We start from the raw sequence: 15229 nt of genomic DNA, 5'->3' as shown, positions 1-15229 counted from the left end.
TCAGCAAGGAGGAGAGCCATGTCGTTCAAAACCTTTCGTCGCAACTACCTGATTCGGCCGATCTTCAAGCTGGCCCGGCGCGCGCTCCCCGGCCTCTCGGCGACGGAGCGCGAGGCGCTCACCGCCGGTGACGTCTGGTGGGACAGTGATCTTTTCACCGGCAACCCGGACTGGGAAAAGCTCCTCGCCACGCCGCCGGCGACGCTGAGTGAAGAGGAGCAGTCCTTTCTCGACGGTCCGGTGCAGGAACTCTGCAGCATGCTGGACGAATGGGAGATCAACCGGAGCCGCGGCGACCTGCCGCCCGCGGTCTGGGAATTTCTCAAACGCGAAAAGTTCTTCGCCATGATCATTCCGCGCGAATACGGCGGGCTCGAATTCTCGGCCTACGCCAACTCGGAGGTGATCCGGACCATCGCCTCACGCAGCCTCGTCACCGCCGTCACGGTGATGGTTCCCAACTCCCTCGGCCCGGCAGAGTTGCTGCTGCAGTACGGCACCGACGCGCAGCGTGATTTCTGGCTGCGGCGCCTCGCCGACGGCCGCGAACTCCCCTGTTTTGCCCTGACCAGCCTCGAAGCCGGCTCCGACGCGGCGGCGATGGTCGACTGCGGCGTGGTCTGCCGGGATCAGTTCGACGGCGAGGAGGTGCTCGGCATCCGCCTCAACTGGAGCAAGCGCTACATCACCCTCGGTCCGGTCGCCACGGTCCTCGGCCTCGCCTTCAAGCTTTATGACCCTGACCATCTGCTCGGCGACCTGGAGGATATCGGCATCACCCTGGCGCTGGTGCCGACGAACCTGCCGGGAGTCGAAATCGGCCGGCGCCACCTGCCGGCGTTCCAGTTCTTCCAGAATGGCCCCAACCAGGGACACGACGTCTTCATCACTCTGGACCACGTCATCGGCGGCCGGGAGCAGGTCGGCAAGGGGTGGCGCATGCTGATGAGCGCCCTCGCCGTCGGCCGCGGCGTTTCGCTCCCCTCCCTTTCGGCGGCCGCGACGGCCCTCTGCGCCCGCACCACCGGCGCCTACGCCCGCATCCGCCACCAGTTCGGTATCCCTATCGGCCAGTTCGAGGGGATCCAGGAGCGTCTCGGCCCCCTCGCTGCGGACGCCTACCTGGTCGATGCCGCTCGTCGCCTGACCTGTGCCGGCCTTGACCAGGGGCGCAAGCTCTCGGTGATCTCGGCGATCATGAAGGTCCATGCCACCTACGCGATGCGCTCCGCCATCGACCATGCCATGGACGTCCACGGCGGCAAGACCGTGATCGACGGTCCTCTCAACTACCTTGGCGACGCCTTCCGCGCGGTGCCGGTGGGGATCACCGTCGAGGGGGCGAATATCCTCACCCGCAGCATGATCATCTTCGGCCAGGGGGCGATCCGCTGCCACCCCTGGCTCCTCAAGGAGATGCTCGCTCTCGAGGAGGAAGATCCGGACGCGGCGCTCGCCGCCTTCGATGAAAGCTTCTCGGGGCACTTCCGTCATGGCTTCAAGACCTTCTTCCGCGCCTGGGTGCGCAGCTGGTCCGGCGGCCGCATCGGCCCGGCCCCGGCCCAGGGGAAGGCGACGAAGTATTACCGGCGCCTCGATCGCTATGCCGCCAGCTTCGCCCTGCTGGCCGATGCGACCCTGCTCCTCCTCGGCGGCGGGCTCAAGCGCAAGGAGATGATCTCGGCCCGCCTCGGCGACATCCTCAGCGAGCTCTATCTCCTCTCGGCGGTCCTCAAGCGCTGGCAGGACGAGGGGCAACCGGCGGAGGACTTGCCGCTGGTCGCCTTCGCCATGGAGAGCCGCTTTGCCCTCATCGAGGAGCGGCTGCACGGCGTCCTCGCCAATCTCCCCAACCGGCCGCTGGCGGCGCTTGTCCGCTTCATCATCCTGCCGCTGGGGGTGCGCCGCCACGGACCCTCCGATCGGCTCACCCGGCGCTGCGCCGAGCTTCTCCTCGCCCCTTCGGCCACCCGCGAGCGCCTGACGGCCGGCCTCTTCCTCAAGGGAGGCGCCAACGTCGCCGTCGCCGGTCTGGAGCAGGCTTTCGACCTGGTGATCGCGAGCGCTCCGCTGCAGCAGCGCCTGCACGAGGCGCGTTGTCGCGACTTCCGGGAGGGGTTCGAAAAAGGACTGCTCAGCGCGAAGGAAGCCGACCTGCTGGAAGAGTGCGCGAAGGCGGTCGCGCAGGTATTGGCGGTCGATGATTTTGCCGCGGAGGAACTCGGCGAGAGCAACTTTTCCGCTACGGCCGGAAGCTGATGGTCAGAAGGGGCCCTGTGGGACGCACGACTCACCGAAATCATGATTTTCCACCCTTGGAGCGGCTACTGCACGCTATTTCCGTTTCTTTTGCCGCCGTTTACGTGCTAAAGTGGCCCCTTGGCGGCAGGGAAAGGATCGAAATTGATGGTCCGACAGCTGTAATATTCGCCCCCTTGCCGGTCTCCGGATCGATTTCAACTTTGCGGGTAGCTGAGATCGCATGGACGTCGCAGGCAACATTTCTCTTCCGGCCCAGTTGGCGCAGCAGCGCGAGCGCCTGCTCGAACGCATCTATGCAACCGTCGCCGAGCCCGGCGACTGGCGCGCCTTTCTCAATGACCTGATTGCCCATACCAACTCCCGTTCGGCCCGTCTGCTGGTCATGAACTCCCAGGCAACCCGGGTCATTTCGAGCATCAAGCAGAATATCGACGACGATTTTCATCACCAGTACGTTGAGCACTATGTCAACGCCTGCCCCTGGCGTCCCGAATTGCTGCAAAAACAACCGGGCCGCCTCTACTCAACCTATCTCCACTTCAGTTGCCGTCAGCCCGATTTTTTTCGCAGCGAATTCTACAACGACTGGGCGCGGCCGCAGGATATCCACCACGGAATCTGCGGCACCATTTACCAGGATACCGGGCGCACCGTACAGCTGCTGGTCCAGCGCACCCGCGGCCAGGGCCATTACACCGAGGCGGACACGGCCTACGTCAATAATTTTGTCCCGCACCTGCAGCATGCCTTTCAGCTGGCCGGCCAGGTCGGCGAGCGCCGCGCCAGGGCCGAGGCGGTGGCGATCGCGGCGGGAGAAGAGGTTCTCCCCTTTATCCTGCTCGATTTCACGCTGCGACCGGTCCACTGCAATTCCGGGGCGGAAGCTTTCATCGGCAGCGACACCCCCCTGACCCTGGCCAACGGCCAATTGCGCCTTGCCGACCGGTCACAGGACCCTTCCCTGCAGCGGTTGTTGCAGCAGTGCCTGGCGGCCGCCGATTCCCGGGGTCTCCATTTTGCCGGTGGATCCCTGGCGGTGGAGCGCGCCGACGGCTCGATCCTGCAGCTGCTGGTCAAGCCGGTCCATCCCGATGTCCCGGTCCTCGGGGGGAGGACCACCGGTTATGTGGCGGTTTATCTCCATGATCCCGAAGCGGGCCTGCCCATGGACGGCGAGCGCTTGCGCAGCCTCTATGCCCTCTCGGATGCCGAAACCCGCATCGCCCTGGCCCTGCTGGCAACCCCCGACCCGGCGGAGGTGGCCCGGCGCTGCTTTGTCAGTCTCCATACCGTCCGTTCCCACCTCAAGACGATCTTTGCCAAAACCGACACCCGCAACCAGGCGGACCTGGTGAAAAAACTGCTGGCCGGCCCCGCCCGGCGCCGCTAGAGGTCTCAACCATGGAAATGAAAATTCCCACCCCAGACATGTTCTATTCCCATGACGGGATTCCTCTCGCCTGCGATTGTGGTGGCGAAGGCGGGCCGCTCCTCCTTTTTGTCCATGGCTGGACCTGCCGGCGCAGCTACTGGCGCCCCCAGCTTGACCACTTCAGTTCCCGCTATGCGGTGGCCGCACCCGACTTGCCCGGCCACGGCGACTCGGCCAACGGCAGCCGCAGCCGCAGCCGCAGCCGCTGGAGTGTGGAGTCCTTCGGCCGGGATATTGCCGCCTGTGTTGACGCTCTTACGGCAAGAGAAGTGGTTTTGGTTGGCCATTCGATGGGCGGCGCCGTCGCGCTGGAAGCCGCCCGGCAGCTGGGTGCAAAGGTCGTCGGCGTGGTGCTGGTCGACACCTTTGTCATCGATTACGGTGGTTTGTCCGCGGAGACGGTTCAGGCCATTGCTGCGCCGTTCCAGGAGGATTTCGCCGCCGCCATGGCCGGCCTGGTCGAGCAGACCGCCACTGCGGCCACCCCGGCGGCCCTCAAAAAACAGTTGATCGAGGAGATGTCCACCGCCGACCCTGCCTGGGCCCTGCCGGCCTGGGAGGCTCTCCTCACCTGGAGCCCGCAGGCCGCCTTCAGCGAACTGCGGATGCCAATCTACGCCATCAATGGCGCGCTGATCCCGGCCTCGGCCCGCGAGCGGTGCGCACCCTTCGTCACCGAAACCCTGGTCCCCGGGGCCGGACACTTCCTGCAAATGGAGGACCCGGCGCACTTCAACAAGGTCCTGGAAGAGGTTCTGGGCCAGCTTTCCTGATACTTCACCACCCTGCCGCCGGGCCTTCTCTCATGCCCTCCCCCGATTCGGGGTGAGTTTCTGGCTGGGACGGGAGGTCGCGATCTCGTTCTTCAGCAGGTGGGCCTGGTTGTCGAGCCTGGCCACCGACTCCTGCAATTCCTTATTCCACCGATGATTTTGATAATGGCGGCGCTCTCCTGGCGAATCGCGTCGACGACCGCCTGCAGCAGCGCGGGCAGGTCCTGATTGAGCGCACCCAGCTGCCGGGCCTCGGACAGGTTGTTCAGGGCCGCGACCGCATTGTTGGTCAGATACGAGCTGACTCAATAGCCGATCCCACCCAGTAGCAGCAGACCGACCAGGCCAACCAGGCCGATCATCACCCGGCGCGTGGAAATTTCATCCTGCGCCCGGCTGTGGCACGCTAACCAACATCGAAAGGTCCTTTAATTGACCCCTAACACGCCGGCCCCAGCTTTGTCCCATGACGAAAAGCGAAAAACCGGGGACATCCATGGGGCAGGGGACGGTTCTTGTCGTCGAAGATCAGCCGGAGCTGGCGGCGGTCCTCGAGTACCAGCTGCAAAGCCAGGGCTATGATGTGCTGCTGGCTGAGGATGGCCTCAGCGCCTGTCGCCTCGTCGGTAGCGCCCGGCCCGACCTGATCCTCCTCGACATTCTCCTCCCCGACCTCGACGGCTGGGAGGTCTGCCGGCTGATCCGCTCCCGGCGCGAGGAACCGATCGGCAGCGTGCCGATCATCATGCTCACCGCCCTCGGCTCCATGGATGACCGGCTGCGCGGCCTGGAGCTCGGTGCCGACGCCTTCATCCCCAAGCCCTACTCGGTGCGGGAGGTCCTGTTGACGGCCCGGCGGCTGATCGAGCGGCGCCACCAGGAGCGCCAGTTGCATGGCGCCATCGACCGGCTCCGGGCGCAGAGCGATCGCGACGGGATGCTGCAGGATATCCTCGCCCACGAACTGCGCAACCAGTTGCTGATCCTGCGCGGCTACTCGGGGCTCCTCAGCCGTCCGGAGCTGGGGAATGGTGAAGCGTCGCGCAACTGTATTGCCGCTATCGAGCGCAGTTCGCAGACCCTCGGCAACCTCGCCGAGAGCCTGCTGCTGCTCAGCCGCTGCGCCGACGAGGGGTTGCAGCTGCCCGGCGACAATGTCGAGGTGGTGGCCCTGGCCCGCGAGCTCCTCGAACTCTACCAGCCGCAGGCCGAGCGGTGCCGGATGCCCCTCTTCCTCGACACGGCGGCGCCCGTCCTGCCGACCGGGCTCAACAGTCTCGGCTTACGCCTGATCCTCTCCAACCTCCTCGAAAACGCCCTGAAGTATGCACCGGAAGGGAGTCCGGTGATGGTGCGGTTGGCGGTTCCCGCCGGCGCCCGGCTGGAGCTGGCGGTGGAGGACAGTGGCCCGGGGATTGCCGCAGAAGAGCGGGAAAAGATCTTCCGGCGCTTCGTCCGCGGCAGCGGTGTCGGCACGGCCCCTGGCAACGGCCTCGGCCTCTATATCGTCCGGACCCTCGCCGAGGTGATGGGGGGCGAGGTCCGGGTCGAGGATCGGGACCCGGTCGGCAGTCGTTTCGTGGTCAGCTTTCCGACGCCGCAATGATCCGGCCAATGCGCATCGCCATTGTTTCCGAGACCTGGCTGCCACAGATCAACGGCGTATCCCGCACCCTCAACCAGCTTGCCAATTACCTTGTTGCCTGCGGTGACCAGCTGCTGTTGCTGACTCCCCGCTATCGGCAGGGGCTCACGCTCCCAGTCGGCAGTGAAGCAGAATGCTTCCCCGCGCTACCGCTCCCCTTTTACTCTGAGGTTCTCCTTCCCGTCGTTACCCCGCTGCGATTGCTGCACCGTCTTGCCGCCTTCGTCCCCGATCTGGTCCATATCGCCACCGAGGGGCCTTTAGGGTGGGCGGCCTTGCGGGCGGCACGCCGCCTCGGCCTGCCGGTGGTCAGCTCCTATCACACCAATTTCGCCCAGTATCTTGCCAGTTACCGGCTCGGCGCGCTCGAAACGGTCGCCTGGGACTACCTGCGCAAATTTCACAACCGTACCGACCTGACCCTCTGCCCGACCCCGTCAATCGTCGGGATGCTGGCGGAGCGCGGTTTTCGCAACCTCATCGTCTGGCCACGTGGTGTTGATGCCGCGCGCTTCCATCCGCGTCATCGCGATCCCGAACTGCGTCGCAGCCTAGGCATCGCCGGGGACGAGGTGGTCCTTCTTTTTGTCGGTCGGCTCGCTGCGGAGAAGAACCTCGCCCTGCTTTTTGCGGCTTGCCGACGCCTCTCCGGTAGAGTGCGCCAGCTGCTTGTCGGCGACGGTCCCCTGCGCGCTGAACTGGAGCACACGGCCTTGCCCGGTGCAATTTTCAGCGGATATCGCGAAGGCGAAGAGCTGGCACGTTATTACGCCTCGGCTGACATCTTCGCCTTCCCCTCCCTCTCCGAAACCTTCGGCAACGTCGTCCTCGAGGCTCTCGCCTCCGGTCTGCCGACGGTCGCCTTCAACGTCCCCGGGCCGCGGGATATCCTCCTCAGCGGCGAGTCGGGAATTCTGGTTGAGGAGCAAAGTGCAACGGCGCTTGCGGCTGCCCTGCAGTCGCTGGTCGATGATGCACAAATGCGCCAGCGCCTTGGCCGGGCCGCGCGGCTCTACGCAGAGGACCAGAACTGGGAAGAGATCAACAGTGCGGTGCGCGATCAATATCTCCGGCTGCATGCCGAGCATTCCGGGAAGCGGCTGTGTTGTACCGGGACCCTGCCCGAACCAGGGAAGGAGAGTCTATGCTGACTGAGACGCACAACCCTTTCGGCCGCCACCTGGTCGATTACTGCGCCCGCCATATCACCAGCCATGAAGTGCTGCTGATGCAGCGCCTCTGCGACCTGCGCCGCCATCGCTGGCTGACGCAGCTGCTGATCACGGCGAGCCGCCTTGGCGACGGCCCACTCTGGGGTATCAGCGGCCTGATACTGTTGACGGTCGGCGGTACTGCCGGCCGGCAGGCGGTCCTTGCCGCAGCGCTCGCTATTACCGCTTCGATCCTTCTCTTCAAGGGGCTCAAGAACCTGATCGGCCGCCCGCGCCCCTGTACCGCCTGGGCCGATCTGAGCTGCTTGCTCGCCCCACCCGACCGTTTTTCCTTTCCCTCCGGGCATACCATGACCGCTTTCGCGGCCTGCGTCGCCTATGGCGAAATCCTCCCCGTCGTTGGCCTGCTGCTCCTGCCGGTGGTAGTTCTGGTCGGCGTTTCGCGGGTCTTTCTCGGTCTGCATTACCCGACCGACGTCCTAGTCGGCGCGCTGCTCGGAATTGGTCTCGGCTGCGCTGCAGTCAGCATCCTGGCGTGGACAGGGAACTTCTGACCCCCGAGCCGCCGAATGGCTGCTCCCGGCCATGCCGCCAATGACTGCCCCCCCTCCGCTCGAAAATTCCCATTTCCGCCTATTCGTCGTTCCCGGCCCGCCCGTCTGGCATCCGGAGCATTCGCTCCGGTGACTGCCGCAACGGGTTGCCGGTAATCCTGGTAACCAAGGATGTCAACCTGCGCATCAAGGCTCACACCGTCGGCCTGGCGGTCCAGGATTATGAAACCGACAAGATCTCTTACGACACCCTCTACCCGGGCTGGGCCAGGTCCTCGTGCCGGGGGAGCAGATCAGCCACTACTACCGCCACAAGAGCCTGGCGCTGGAAGCGGTGCCGGGTGAGACGTTCCATCCCCACCAGTGCCTGGTGGTCGATGAAGCCCAGAACCTCACTCCCCACGAGGTCAAGACGATCATCACCCGGGCCGGCGAGGGGACCACGTCCTCATCGGCGACCCCGACCAGATCGACAACCCCTACGTCGATGCCGGCAGCAACGGCCTGACCTATACCGTCGAACGCTTTCGCAGCCAGCCCCTGGCGGGACATATTACCCTCTCCCGGGGGGAGCGCTCCGCATTGGCGGATCTGGCCAGCGACATCCTCTGAGCCGGCTGCGAATACTGGAAAGGACATCGTGGCTGCTTGCCGGAAGGGGGGATAATCATTGCGGGAAGGGCACAGTCTCAAGCCGGGCCGGCTACCGGCGCATCAGCAAGACCGGCGAGGATGCTGTTGGCGGCGTCCAGGGCGATGGCACGTCGTGCCATGTCGGTCGCCGAGCCGAGATGGGGGGTAAAGAGAGTCTTCTCCGGCAAAGCGAGGAGCGCCGGGTGAATGGCAGTGGGCCGGTCGGGGAGGGTCCAGTCTTCGAAGGCGAAGACATCGGCGGCAAAGCCGCCGAGTCGGCCGCTGGCCAGGGCCGCCGCCACTGCCGCCTCGTCGAATACCGAGCCGCGGCCGACGTTGACCAGATAGCAGCCCGGCTTGACCCGGGACAACAGGCCCGAATCGAACAAACGCCGGGTTTGGGGCAGCAGCGGGACACTGAGCAGCAGGTGGTCGCATTCGGCGACCAAGAGCGGCAGGTTGCGGCGCTCGACGCCGAGGACCGCGGCCTGGTGGCCGGCCAGCGGACGGGGGTCAGCGTAGAGCAAGCGCGCCTCGAACCCGGCCAGCCGCCGGGCGATCGCCTGACCGATGGCGCCCATGCCGACCAGCCCGACGGTGCTGCCGACCAGGCCGGAGCCATAGAAAATCGGCCGCCAGCCGCTGAAGCCCCCGGAACGGACCAGACTGTCGCCAGACCGCACCTGGCGGATCAGGGCCAGGAGCAGACCGACTGCGAGCTCGGCGGTCGGGGCGGTAAGGAGGTCGCTGACGATATTCAGTTTTACGCCGGCGGCCAGACAGGCGTCGGCGTCGATATTGTCGTACCCCTTGAGGGCTGCGCCGATCACCCGGAGCCGCGGACAGGCACGGAGAAATCCGGCGTCGATCTGGTCGGGCATGAACGTCATCAGTCCTTCGGCCCGGGCCGCCCGCCGCAAAATCTCCTCCCGCGGCAGGGTTTCCCGGCTCTGGTTGGGAACCACCCGGCAGCGGGACGCCAGGAAATCGATGACCTCTGGATGGACCCAGTGGGTAATGACGACGGTCGGTTGCATGTCACCTCCTGGCGGTCAACCGGTGCTCCTCCGTTTCCTGTCTCAACCTGGCGACGATGGCCGCGAGGTTCTGTACCGATTCACGGGTGTGGCGGAAATAGCGGGATCGAAGTTCGGTTATCAGCAGTCCGGCGTAATCGGGCAGGAGCGAAGCCAGGATCCCGGCGAAATCGATGCCGCCCCAGCCGACCGGCATATGCGAATCGCCGCGGCCAAAAGGGAGCTGGTGGGTCTGCAGCTTTTCGCTGGCATAGACTGGATCGCCGAAGTTGTCGTGGACATGGCAATGGGCGATCAGACCGGACAGATGGCCGGCCTCGGCGGCGGGGTCGAGGTCATAGAAGCGGGCGGCCATCTGCAGATGGCCAGTATCGAGAGCGACGCGCACGTTCTCCCTGGCGATGCGCCGAACCTGGGCCTTGAGTTCAACCGGTTTTTCCGCGTAGCAGTAGGGGGAATGGCCGCGGTAGGGACGGGCGTTCTCCATGGCGATGCAGAGCTCGGGAAATTCCGCGGCCAGATTCTGCAGGGTCGCCGCCTCCCGTTCCAGGAGGCGGCGTTTTTCATCTTCGGCGACCTGGGGCGAGCCGGGACTGACGGCAAAGGCCTCCTCGGACAGATAGCGTCCCGGGTGGTAGACCACGGCCTGGGCCCCGATTTCGGTGGCAAACTCCAGCGTTGCTCTGAAGACGGCGACATGGAGATCAAAGCGCTCCCTGGTCATCAGGTTCAAGGGGTTGGGGGCGTGGACGCTGTAGGCGAAGGGAAAGGCCTCGACGAGCTGGCGGGCGGCCAGCAGGGTCGGCCGGTGCAGTTTCCCGTTGCGGATGGCGTCGAGTCCATGTACCGGGATTTCGACCGCCTCCAGGCCGAAATCGGCAAAGGCCTCCAGATCCCGACGCAGCGCATCGAGGTCCCCGTCTACCCGCACTTCATTGATTTGACTGCCGATTTTCAGCATGACCCATACACCTCCAGGCCACCGACAAAGGTTTTGAGGACCCGGGGGAAGCCCTGGGCCAGGTCGAGCAGCTGCAGGTCGGCAGCCAGGCCCTCGACCAGGGCTCCGGTTTTGGCTCCGATCCCGACGGCCTGGGCCGGGTTGCGGCTCACCAGGTTGACCGCTTCATGCAGGGGCTTCAGGCCCAGCCGATCGAGGGTGAGCACCGCATGCAGCAGCGTCTGGGGTGCGTAGTCGGAACAGAGGATCTCGCCGCAACCCTCGGCCAGGGCCTCGCGGGCGCTGAGGTTCCCCCCCTGGGAGGAGCCGCGCAGGACATTCGGGGCCCCGAGGATTACCGTGATACCGCGATCGCGGGCCGCCCGGGCCGCGGCCAGGTTGACGGGGAACTCGCTCATTCCGACCCCCAGCTGCTGCAGCCAGTCGAGTTTGGCGGCGCAATCGTCGTCATGGGAGGCGAGCGCTACGAGGTGCTCCCGGCAACAGTCGGTGAGCCTCCCGATCCTGGTCAGGGCATCGCCGTTCTGGGCCTGCTGTTTGCGGGCGATGATCCGGTCCATCTCCTCCTCGGTCTTGGCATAGACCGGGCCATAGTAGTTCTTGAAGCTCGCCACCTCCCGGAACTGCCCTTGGCCAGGAGTATGATCCATCAGCGAAAAGAGCCCCACCTCGCCGCCACGAATCAGCTCCTGAAGGATCGGAACGGCCCCGCCGTCGGTCACCTCAAAGCGGGTATGGACACGGGTGTTGATCCGCAGGGTGGGCGCCTGGCGATTGACCTCCCGGACGATTTTCGCGGCCATCCCGTTGGAGCGCAGGCCGACCTCCAGCTCAGCGAAGGAAAGGGAGTGGAAAATGGTGGTGACCCCGCAGGCGGCCAGCTTCTTGTCGAGTTCGTGAATGGCAATATCGACCGGGAAGAAGGTGTTTGGTCGCGGCTCGATCTGCTTTTCGATGGCGTCGCAGTGCAGGTCGATAAAACCGGGGAAGAGATGTTTGCCCCGGGCGTCGAGGTGCGGGTCACTGCCGTTGAAACTCCCCCCCGGGCGCAGTTCGGCGATGCGCCCCTGTTCTACCCGCACGGAACATTCCGGGAGGACCGCTTCGGGGGTAACCACGGTGGCGGCATCGATGACGAAGGAATCAGACATGGCAGGCGGTCTCCAGGGAAGCGAGTGGATAGCAGCGGGTGGCGACCCGCTGCATGATTTCGGGGTCGTGAAAGATGCCGACCAGGGTGGTCCCCGCGCGGCGCAGCTCATCGAGCATTTCAAGGACAATGTCGATGGAGGCGGCGTCCAGCGAGGCGGTCGGCTCGTCCACCAGCAGCAGCCGCGGCCGCCAGGCGATCGCCCGGGCGATGTTGATCCGCTGCTGCTCGCCGCCGCTGAAGGTCAGCGGATAGGCGTCCCACAGCCGGCTCGGGATGCGCAGCCGTTCCAGCAGCTCTTCGGCCCGGGCCCGGGCCTCATCCCCGGTGACGCCATTGCGGGAAAGGATCGGTTCCATGATCACCTCCCGCGCCGTGACCCGCGGGATCACCTGCAGAAACTGGGAAACGTAGCCCAGCTCCCGCTGGCGGATCGCCAGCACCTGGCGTTCGCTGGCGGCGGCCAGATCGACGCTGCCGAACTGCTCGGAATCGTAGCGGATCTCCCCCCGTTCGGGGAGGTAGGTCCGGTAGAGGCATTTGAGTACCGTGCTCTTGCCGGCGCCGCTCGGTCCCGCCAGGGCGAGGAACTCGCCGCGGGCGACAGCGAAGCTGATATCGTGGATCGCCGCGATCCGCTCGCCGCCGAGGGCGTGGATGGTGAAACTCTTGGTCAGGTTGGTGACGGTCAGCATGATAGAGGCCTTTGTTTTTTATAGGTCCCATGGGTCCCATAGGATCGATGGGACCCATGAAATGCTCAAAGCTGGGAATTAACCAACAGCTGCGTATACCGGTGCTGCGGGTCCTGCAGGATCTGGTCGGTGAGACCGCTCTCCACCACCCGGCCGTACTTCATCACCAGGGTGCGCTGGCAGAGCAGCCGAATCACCCCGAGGTCGTGGGAGACCACCAGCATGGAGAGTTTCAGCTCGTCGCGCAGCTGGCGGATCAGATCGAGTACCCGCGCCTGCACCGACAGGTCGAGACCGGTGGTCACCTCGTCGAGCAGCAGCACCAGCGGACCATTGGAGAGCGCCTTGGCGATCTGCACCCGCTGCTGCATGCCGCCGCTGAAGTTGCGCGGTGGCTCATCCATGCGCGTCACCGGGATCTCGGTCTTTTCCAGCAATTCGGCGGCGCGCGCCCGCATCCGTCCGATGTGCCGCCAGCCGGCGCCGAGCAGCCGCTCGGCGACGTTGCCGCCGGCCGAGACGTTCATTTTCAGCCCCAGGTAAGGATTCTGATAGACAATCCCCATCAAGGCGTTGCGCACCAGGCGCTGCTGGAAGTGGCTGACGCGCAGCAGGTTGGCGCTGTACTCCGCCTGGTCCGCGAACAGGTTGGGCAGCCGCTCGAGTCCCGGCAACCGCTGGAGTTCGAGGGAGCCGGCGGTCGCCTCCCACTCGAAGTGCAGCAGCCGCACCAGGGTGCTCTTGCCCGAGCCGCTCTCGCCGACGACCCCGAGCACCTCATTGGGGTGGAGGTCGAGGTCGACGTCGTGGCAGGCGACCACGGTGCCGCAGTGGCGGCAGAGGTTGGTCTCGGCCGCGGGACCGGTGCTCTCGGAGCAGCGCGGGCAGCCGGGACCGAAGTGCTTGCCGAGGCCGCGGATTCTGGCGAGTGGTTGCATCATGCGCACCTCCGGTCGCAGTAGCCGGTGTCGGAACAGACGTGGCGTCGGGCGCCCGAGGCGTCATCGATGACCTCGTCGAGGAAGCTCTCGGTCGAGCCGCAGCGGTCGCAGACGTGCCCCCTGAAGTCCTCGACGCGGAAAGCGTGGTCTTCGAACTCCAGCGGCTCGACCCGGGTGTAGGGTGGAATGGCGTAGATCCGTTTTTCGCGACCGGCGCCGAACAGAAAGAGGGTGTCGGCCATATGCAGTTTTGGTACGTCCCAGCGCGGAATCGGGCTGGGATCCATGATGTAGCGGCCGTTGACGGTGACCGGGTAGCGGTAGCTGATCCGGATCTCGCCGAAATTGACGATGTTCTCGTAGAGATAGAGCCACATCCGGCTGTAGTCGGCTTCGGCGTGCATGCGCCGGGTCTCCAGCTCCGACGGCTCCACCTCGCGCAGCGCCTCCGGGTAGGGGACCTGCAGCACCAGGATCTGTTCCTCCGTCATCGGTTCCTCCGGGATGCGGTGGCGGGTCTGGATGATGGTTGCAGCTGCGGTCTCCGTCGTCGACGGTACGCCGGTCACGGCGCCGATGAACTTGCGGATGTTGACGGCGTTGACGCTGCCGTCACACCCCTGGTCGATCACCTTGAGCACGTCGGCGGGGAGGATCAGCGCCAGGGTGATCTGCAATCCGCCGGTCCCCCAGCCGCGGGCGATGGGGAGCTCGCGCGAGCCGAAGGGGACCTGGTAGCCGGGGATCGCCACCGCCTTGAGCAGGCTGCGGCGGATCTCCTTTTTCGCCCCCTGGTCGATGAACCCGTAGCTGTAGCCGGAGAGGGTCGTGTCCGGGGCGGCTTGTGCCCCGAGCCAGTCGTTAAGTTTCATCGTCTGCCTCGCTCTGCTTGCTATCGTGGGTGGCCTGCGCCTTGCGCAGCCGGTCGAGATCGGACTGGAAATCGACGTAGTGGGGGAGCTTCCAGTGATTGCAGAAGCCCATCGATTCGATGCCGTCGATATGGGAGAGGACGTACTCCTGATCCTCGGCCGGCGTCGCGGGCTCGGCGCTGCGCATGGTGCGGTCGAGCACCCCCATGGAGATCGCCTTGAGCTCGTTCTGGCCGAAACAGAGTCCGTAGCCGAGCGTGAAGCGCGGCTTCTCCCCCTCCTTCTCGAAGTGGGCGACAACCTCCGCTTCGGTCACCTTGACCTCGCCGACCTGCAGGGCCGCGCCGGTGAGCGGATGGCGGATCTCCAGCGGCACGTAGCCGACCCGCAGCTCGCCGAGGGTCGGATGGACGTTGCCGTAGCCGCGCATGCTCGAATAGGCGAGCAGCAGCAGGCCACCGGTCTCGCCGCGCGCCAGCGACTGCAGGGAGGCGCTGCGCGGGGCCGGGAAGGTCAACGACTGGCGGGTGATGTCAAGCAGCTCACCGGCCTCGCGCGCCGGGAGCTGGCGCTCGGCCAGCAGCCCCTCGCGGCGCAGGATCTCGATCACCTTGGGGAAGGAGTCGGGGAGCGCCTCGGCGGCGATGCGGTCGCCGAACAGCCGCTGCCGGTAGGCCTCGCGACGGGCCGCCGAATCCTCCAGCAGGTCGAAGTCGAGCAGCCGCAGGGTATAGTCGCTGGTCGGTCCGAGGACCTGACCGCCGGGGATCTCCTTGAAGGCCGAGGAGATGCGCCGGACGATGCGCATCCTCGCGGTGTCGGCGACCAGCGAGTAGCCGAGGCGTGGCTGGGTGGCGCGGTAGGCGCGCAGCATGAACGCTGCCTCGAAGGTGTCGCCGGCTGCCTGCTTGAGGGCCAGGGCGGCGTGGTCCGGGGCGTAGAGGGAGCCCTCCCCCATCACCCGGTCGACGCCGAGGTAGAACTGCTCGCGCACCTGGTCGACGCTTAAGGGGGCGGACTCCCCCTGCTGGCGCAGCCAGGTGAAAAGGCTGTTGGATTGTTCGATGGCTTCGGTGCCACCCTTGACGGCTACGTAACCCAT

13 protein-coding genes and 2 pseudogenes are annotated in these 15229 nt (G+C 65.6%); 8 read left to right on the top strand and 7 right to left on the bottom strand.

The features are described 5' to 3' along the window. The first annotated feature begins 18 nt into the window (after window positions 1–18). The 8 genes and pseudogenes from ACYQ8E_RS10910 to ACYQ8E_RS10875 form a co-directional block, all read left to right on the top strand. Window positions 19–2259: an acyl-CoA dehydrogenase gene (locus tag ACYQ8E_RS10910; protein WP_459860966.1), complete on the top strand. Its 2241-nt coding sequence runs from the start codon at window positions 19–21 to the stop codon at window positions 2257–2259. A 223-nt stretch (window positions 2260–2482) separates the two neighbouring features. Continuing rightward, window positions 2483–3652 (top strand): helix-turn-helix transcriptional regulator, encoded by a 1170-nt coding sequence (locus tag ACYQ8E_RS10905; protein WP_066729099.1) that lies wholly within the window; start codon window positions 2483–2485, stop codon window positions 3650–3652. A gap of 11 nt (window positions 3653–3663) precedes the next feature. Next, window positions 3664–4467, top strand: a complete 804-nt coding sequence (locus ACYQ8E_RS10900; RefSeq protein ID WP_231875352.1) for an alpha/beta fold hydrolase — start codon at window positions 3664–3666, stop codon at window positions 4465–4467. Between the two features lie 466 nt (window positions 4468–4933). After that, window positions 4934–6073, top strand: a complete 1140-nt coding sequence (locus ACYQ8E_RS10895) for a hybrid sensor histidine kinase/response regulator (RefSeq protein ID WP_082820412.1) — start codon at window positions 4934–4936, stop codon at window positions 6071–6073. Between the two features lie 8 nt (window positions 6074–6081). After that, window positions 6082–7263, top strand: coding sequence for a glycosyltransferase family 4 protein (locus tag ACYQ8E_RS10890; RefSeq protein WP_066729095.1), 1182 nt, complete (start codon window positions 6082–6084; stop codon window positions 7261–7263). Further along, window positions 7257–7838 carry a phosphatase PAP2 family protein gene (locus ACYQ8E_RS10885; RefSeq protein WP_066729094.1) on the top strand — a complete coding sequence of 194 codons (582 nt, stop codon included), beginning with the start codon at window positions 7257–7259 and terminating at the stop codon, window positions 7836–7838. The genes ACYQ8E_RS10890 and ACYQ8E_RS10885 overlap by 7 nt, the downstream gene beginning before the upstream one ends. 146 nt (window positions 7839–7984) lie before the next feature. Beyond that, a pseudogene (locus tag ACYQ8E_RS10880) lies at window positions 7985–8053 on the top strand (PIN domain-containing protein); the annotation flags it as partial. A gap of 140 nt (window positions 8054–8193) precedes the next feature. Next, window positions 8194–8450 (top strand): annotated as a pseudogene (locus ACYQ8E_RS10875) (PhoH family protein); the annotation flags it as partial. A gap of 77 nt (window positions 8451–8527) precedes the next feature. Here the strand turns inward: ACYQ8E_RS10875 and ACYQ8E_RS10870 are convergent. The 7 genes from ACYQ8E_RS10870 to ACYQ8E_RS10840 all read right to left on the bottom strand — a co-directional run bounded on the left by ACYQ8E_RS10870 (window position 8528) and on the right by ACYQ8E_RS10840 (window position 15229). Continuing rightward, entirely contained in the window at window positions 8528–9508 is a 981-nt protein-coding gene (locus ACYQ8E_RS10870; RefSeq protein ID WP_066729092.1) for an NAD(P)-dependent oxidoreductase, read from the bottom strand. A 1-nt stretch (window position 9509) separates the two neighbouring features. After that, window positions 9510–10469, bottom strand: coding sequence for a sugar phosphate isomerase/epimerase family protein (locus ACYQ8E_RS10865; protein ID WP_066729091.1), 960 nt, complete (start codon window positions 10467–10469; stop codon window positions 9510–9512). After that, window positions 10463–11620: an alpha-D-ribose 1-methylphosphonate 5-triphosphate diphosphatase gene (locus ACYQ8E_RS10860; protein ID WP_066729089.1), complete on the bottom strand. Its 1158-nt coding sequence runs from the start codon at window positions 11618–11620 to the stop codon at window positions 10463–10465. Before ACYQ8E_RS10860 ends, ACYQ8E_RS10865 begins: the two co-directional genes overlap by 7 nt. Next, the gene (phnL, locus tag ACYQ8E_RS10855; protein WP_066729087.1) at window positions 11613–12314 is read right to left on the bottom strand and encodes a phosphonate C-P lyase system protein PhnL; all 702 of its coding nucleotides are present in this window, start codon (window positions 12312–12314) and stop codon (window positions 11613–11615) included. Before phnL ends, ACYQ8E_RS10860 begins: the two co-directional genes overlap by 8 nt. A gap of 65 nt (window positions 12315–12379) precedes the next feature. After that, the gene (locus ACYQ8E_RS10850; protein WP_066729888.1) at window positions 12380–13252 is read right to left on the bottom strand and encodes an ATP-binding cassette domain-containing protein; all 873 of its coding nucleotides are present in this window, start codon (window positions 13250–13252) and stop codon (window positions 12380–12382) included. Next, complete coding sequence (locus tag ACYQ8E_RS10845) at window positions 13252–14127, bottom strand: alpha-D-ribose 1-methylphosphonate 5-phosphate C-P-lyase PhnJ (RefSeq protein ID WP_066729085.1); 876 nt, start codon at window positions 14125–14127, stop codon at window positions 13252–13254. Before ACYQ8E_RS10845 ends, ACYQ8E_RS10850 begins: the two co-directional genes overlap by 1 nt. Continuing rightward, on the bottom strand, window positions 14117–15229 hold the full coding sequence (locus tag ACYQ8E_RS10840; protein WP_066729083.1) for a carbon-phosphorus lyase complex subunit PhnI: 1113 nt from the start codon (window positions 15227–15229) through the stop codon (window positions 14117–14119). The genes ACYQ8E_RS10845 and ACYQ8E_RS10840 overlap by 11 nt, the downstream gene beginning before the upstream one ends.

It is taken from the genome of Desulfuromonas carbonis, from assembly GCF_054658035.1.
The sequence above is the reverse complement of the archived record's forward strand: the minus strand, read 5'-3'. Positions and strand labels throughout refer to the sequence as shown.

What these genes read in the sequence shown, in the direction of transcription:
- phnL (WP_066729087.1), bottom strand. Translation starts at nt 12,314, where the DNA reads ATGCTGACCGTCACCAACCTGACCAAGAGTTTCACCATCCACGCCCTC.
- ACYQ8E_RS10890 (WP_066729095.1), top strand. Translation starts at nt 6,082, where the DNA reads ATGCGCATCGCCATTGTTTCCGAGACCTGGCTGCCACAGATCAACGGC.
- ACYQ8E_RS10850 (WP_066729888.1), bottom strand. Translation starts at nt 13,252, where the DNA reads ATGCAACCACTCGCCAGAATCCGCGGCCTCGGCAAGCACTTCGGTCCC.
- ACYQ8E_RS10910 (WP_459860966.1), top strand. Translation starts at nt 19, where the DNA reads ATGTCGTTCAAAACCTTTCGTCGCAACTACCTGATTCGGCCGATCTTC.
- ACYQ8E_RS10865 (WP_066729091.1), bottom strand. Translation starts at nt 10,469, where the DNA reads ATGCTGAAAATCGGCAGTCAAATCAATGAAGTGCGGGTAGACGGGGAC.
- ACYQ8E_RS10860 (WP_066729089.1), bottom strand. Translation starts at nt 11,620, where the DNA reads ATGTCTGATTCCTTCGTCATCGATGCCGCCACCGTGGTTACCCCCGAA.
- ACYQ8E_RS10895 (WP_082820412.1), top strand. Translation starts at nt 4,934, where the DNA reads ATGACGAAAAGCGAAAAACCGGGGACATCCATGGGGCAGGGGACGGTT.
- ACYQ8E_RS10840 (WP_066729083.1), bottom strand. Translation starts at nt 15,229, where the DNA reads ATGGGTTACGTAGCCGTCAAGGGTGGCACCGAAGCCATCGAACAATCC.
- ACYQ8E_RS10885 (WP_066729094.1), top strand. Translation starts at nt 7,257, where the DNA reads ATGCTGACTGAGACGCACAACCCTTTCGGCCGCCACCTGGTCGATTAC.
- ACYQ8E_RS10845 (WP_066729085.1), bottom strand. Translation starts at nt 14,127, where the DNA reads ATGAAACTTAACGACTGGCTCGGGGCACAAGCCGCCCCGGACACGACC.
- ACYQ8E_RS10870 (WP_066729092.1), bottom strand. Translation starts at nt 9,508, where the DNA reads ATGCAACCGACCGTCGTCATTACCCACTGGGTCCATCCAGAGGTCATC.
- ACYQ8E_RS10905 (WP_066729099.1), top strand. Translation starts at nt 2,483, where the DNA reads ATGGACGTCGCAGGCAACATTTCTCTTCCGGCCCAGTTGGCGCAGCAG.
- ACYQ8E_RS10900 (WP_231875352.1), top strand. Translation starts at nt 3,664, where the DNA reads ATGGAAATGAAAATTCCCACCCCAGACATGTTCTATTCCCATGACGGG.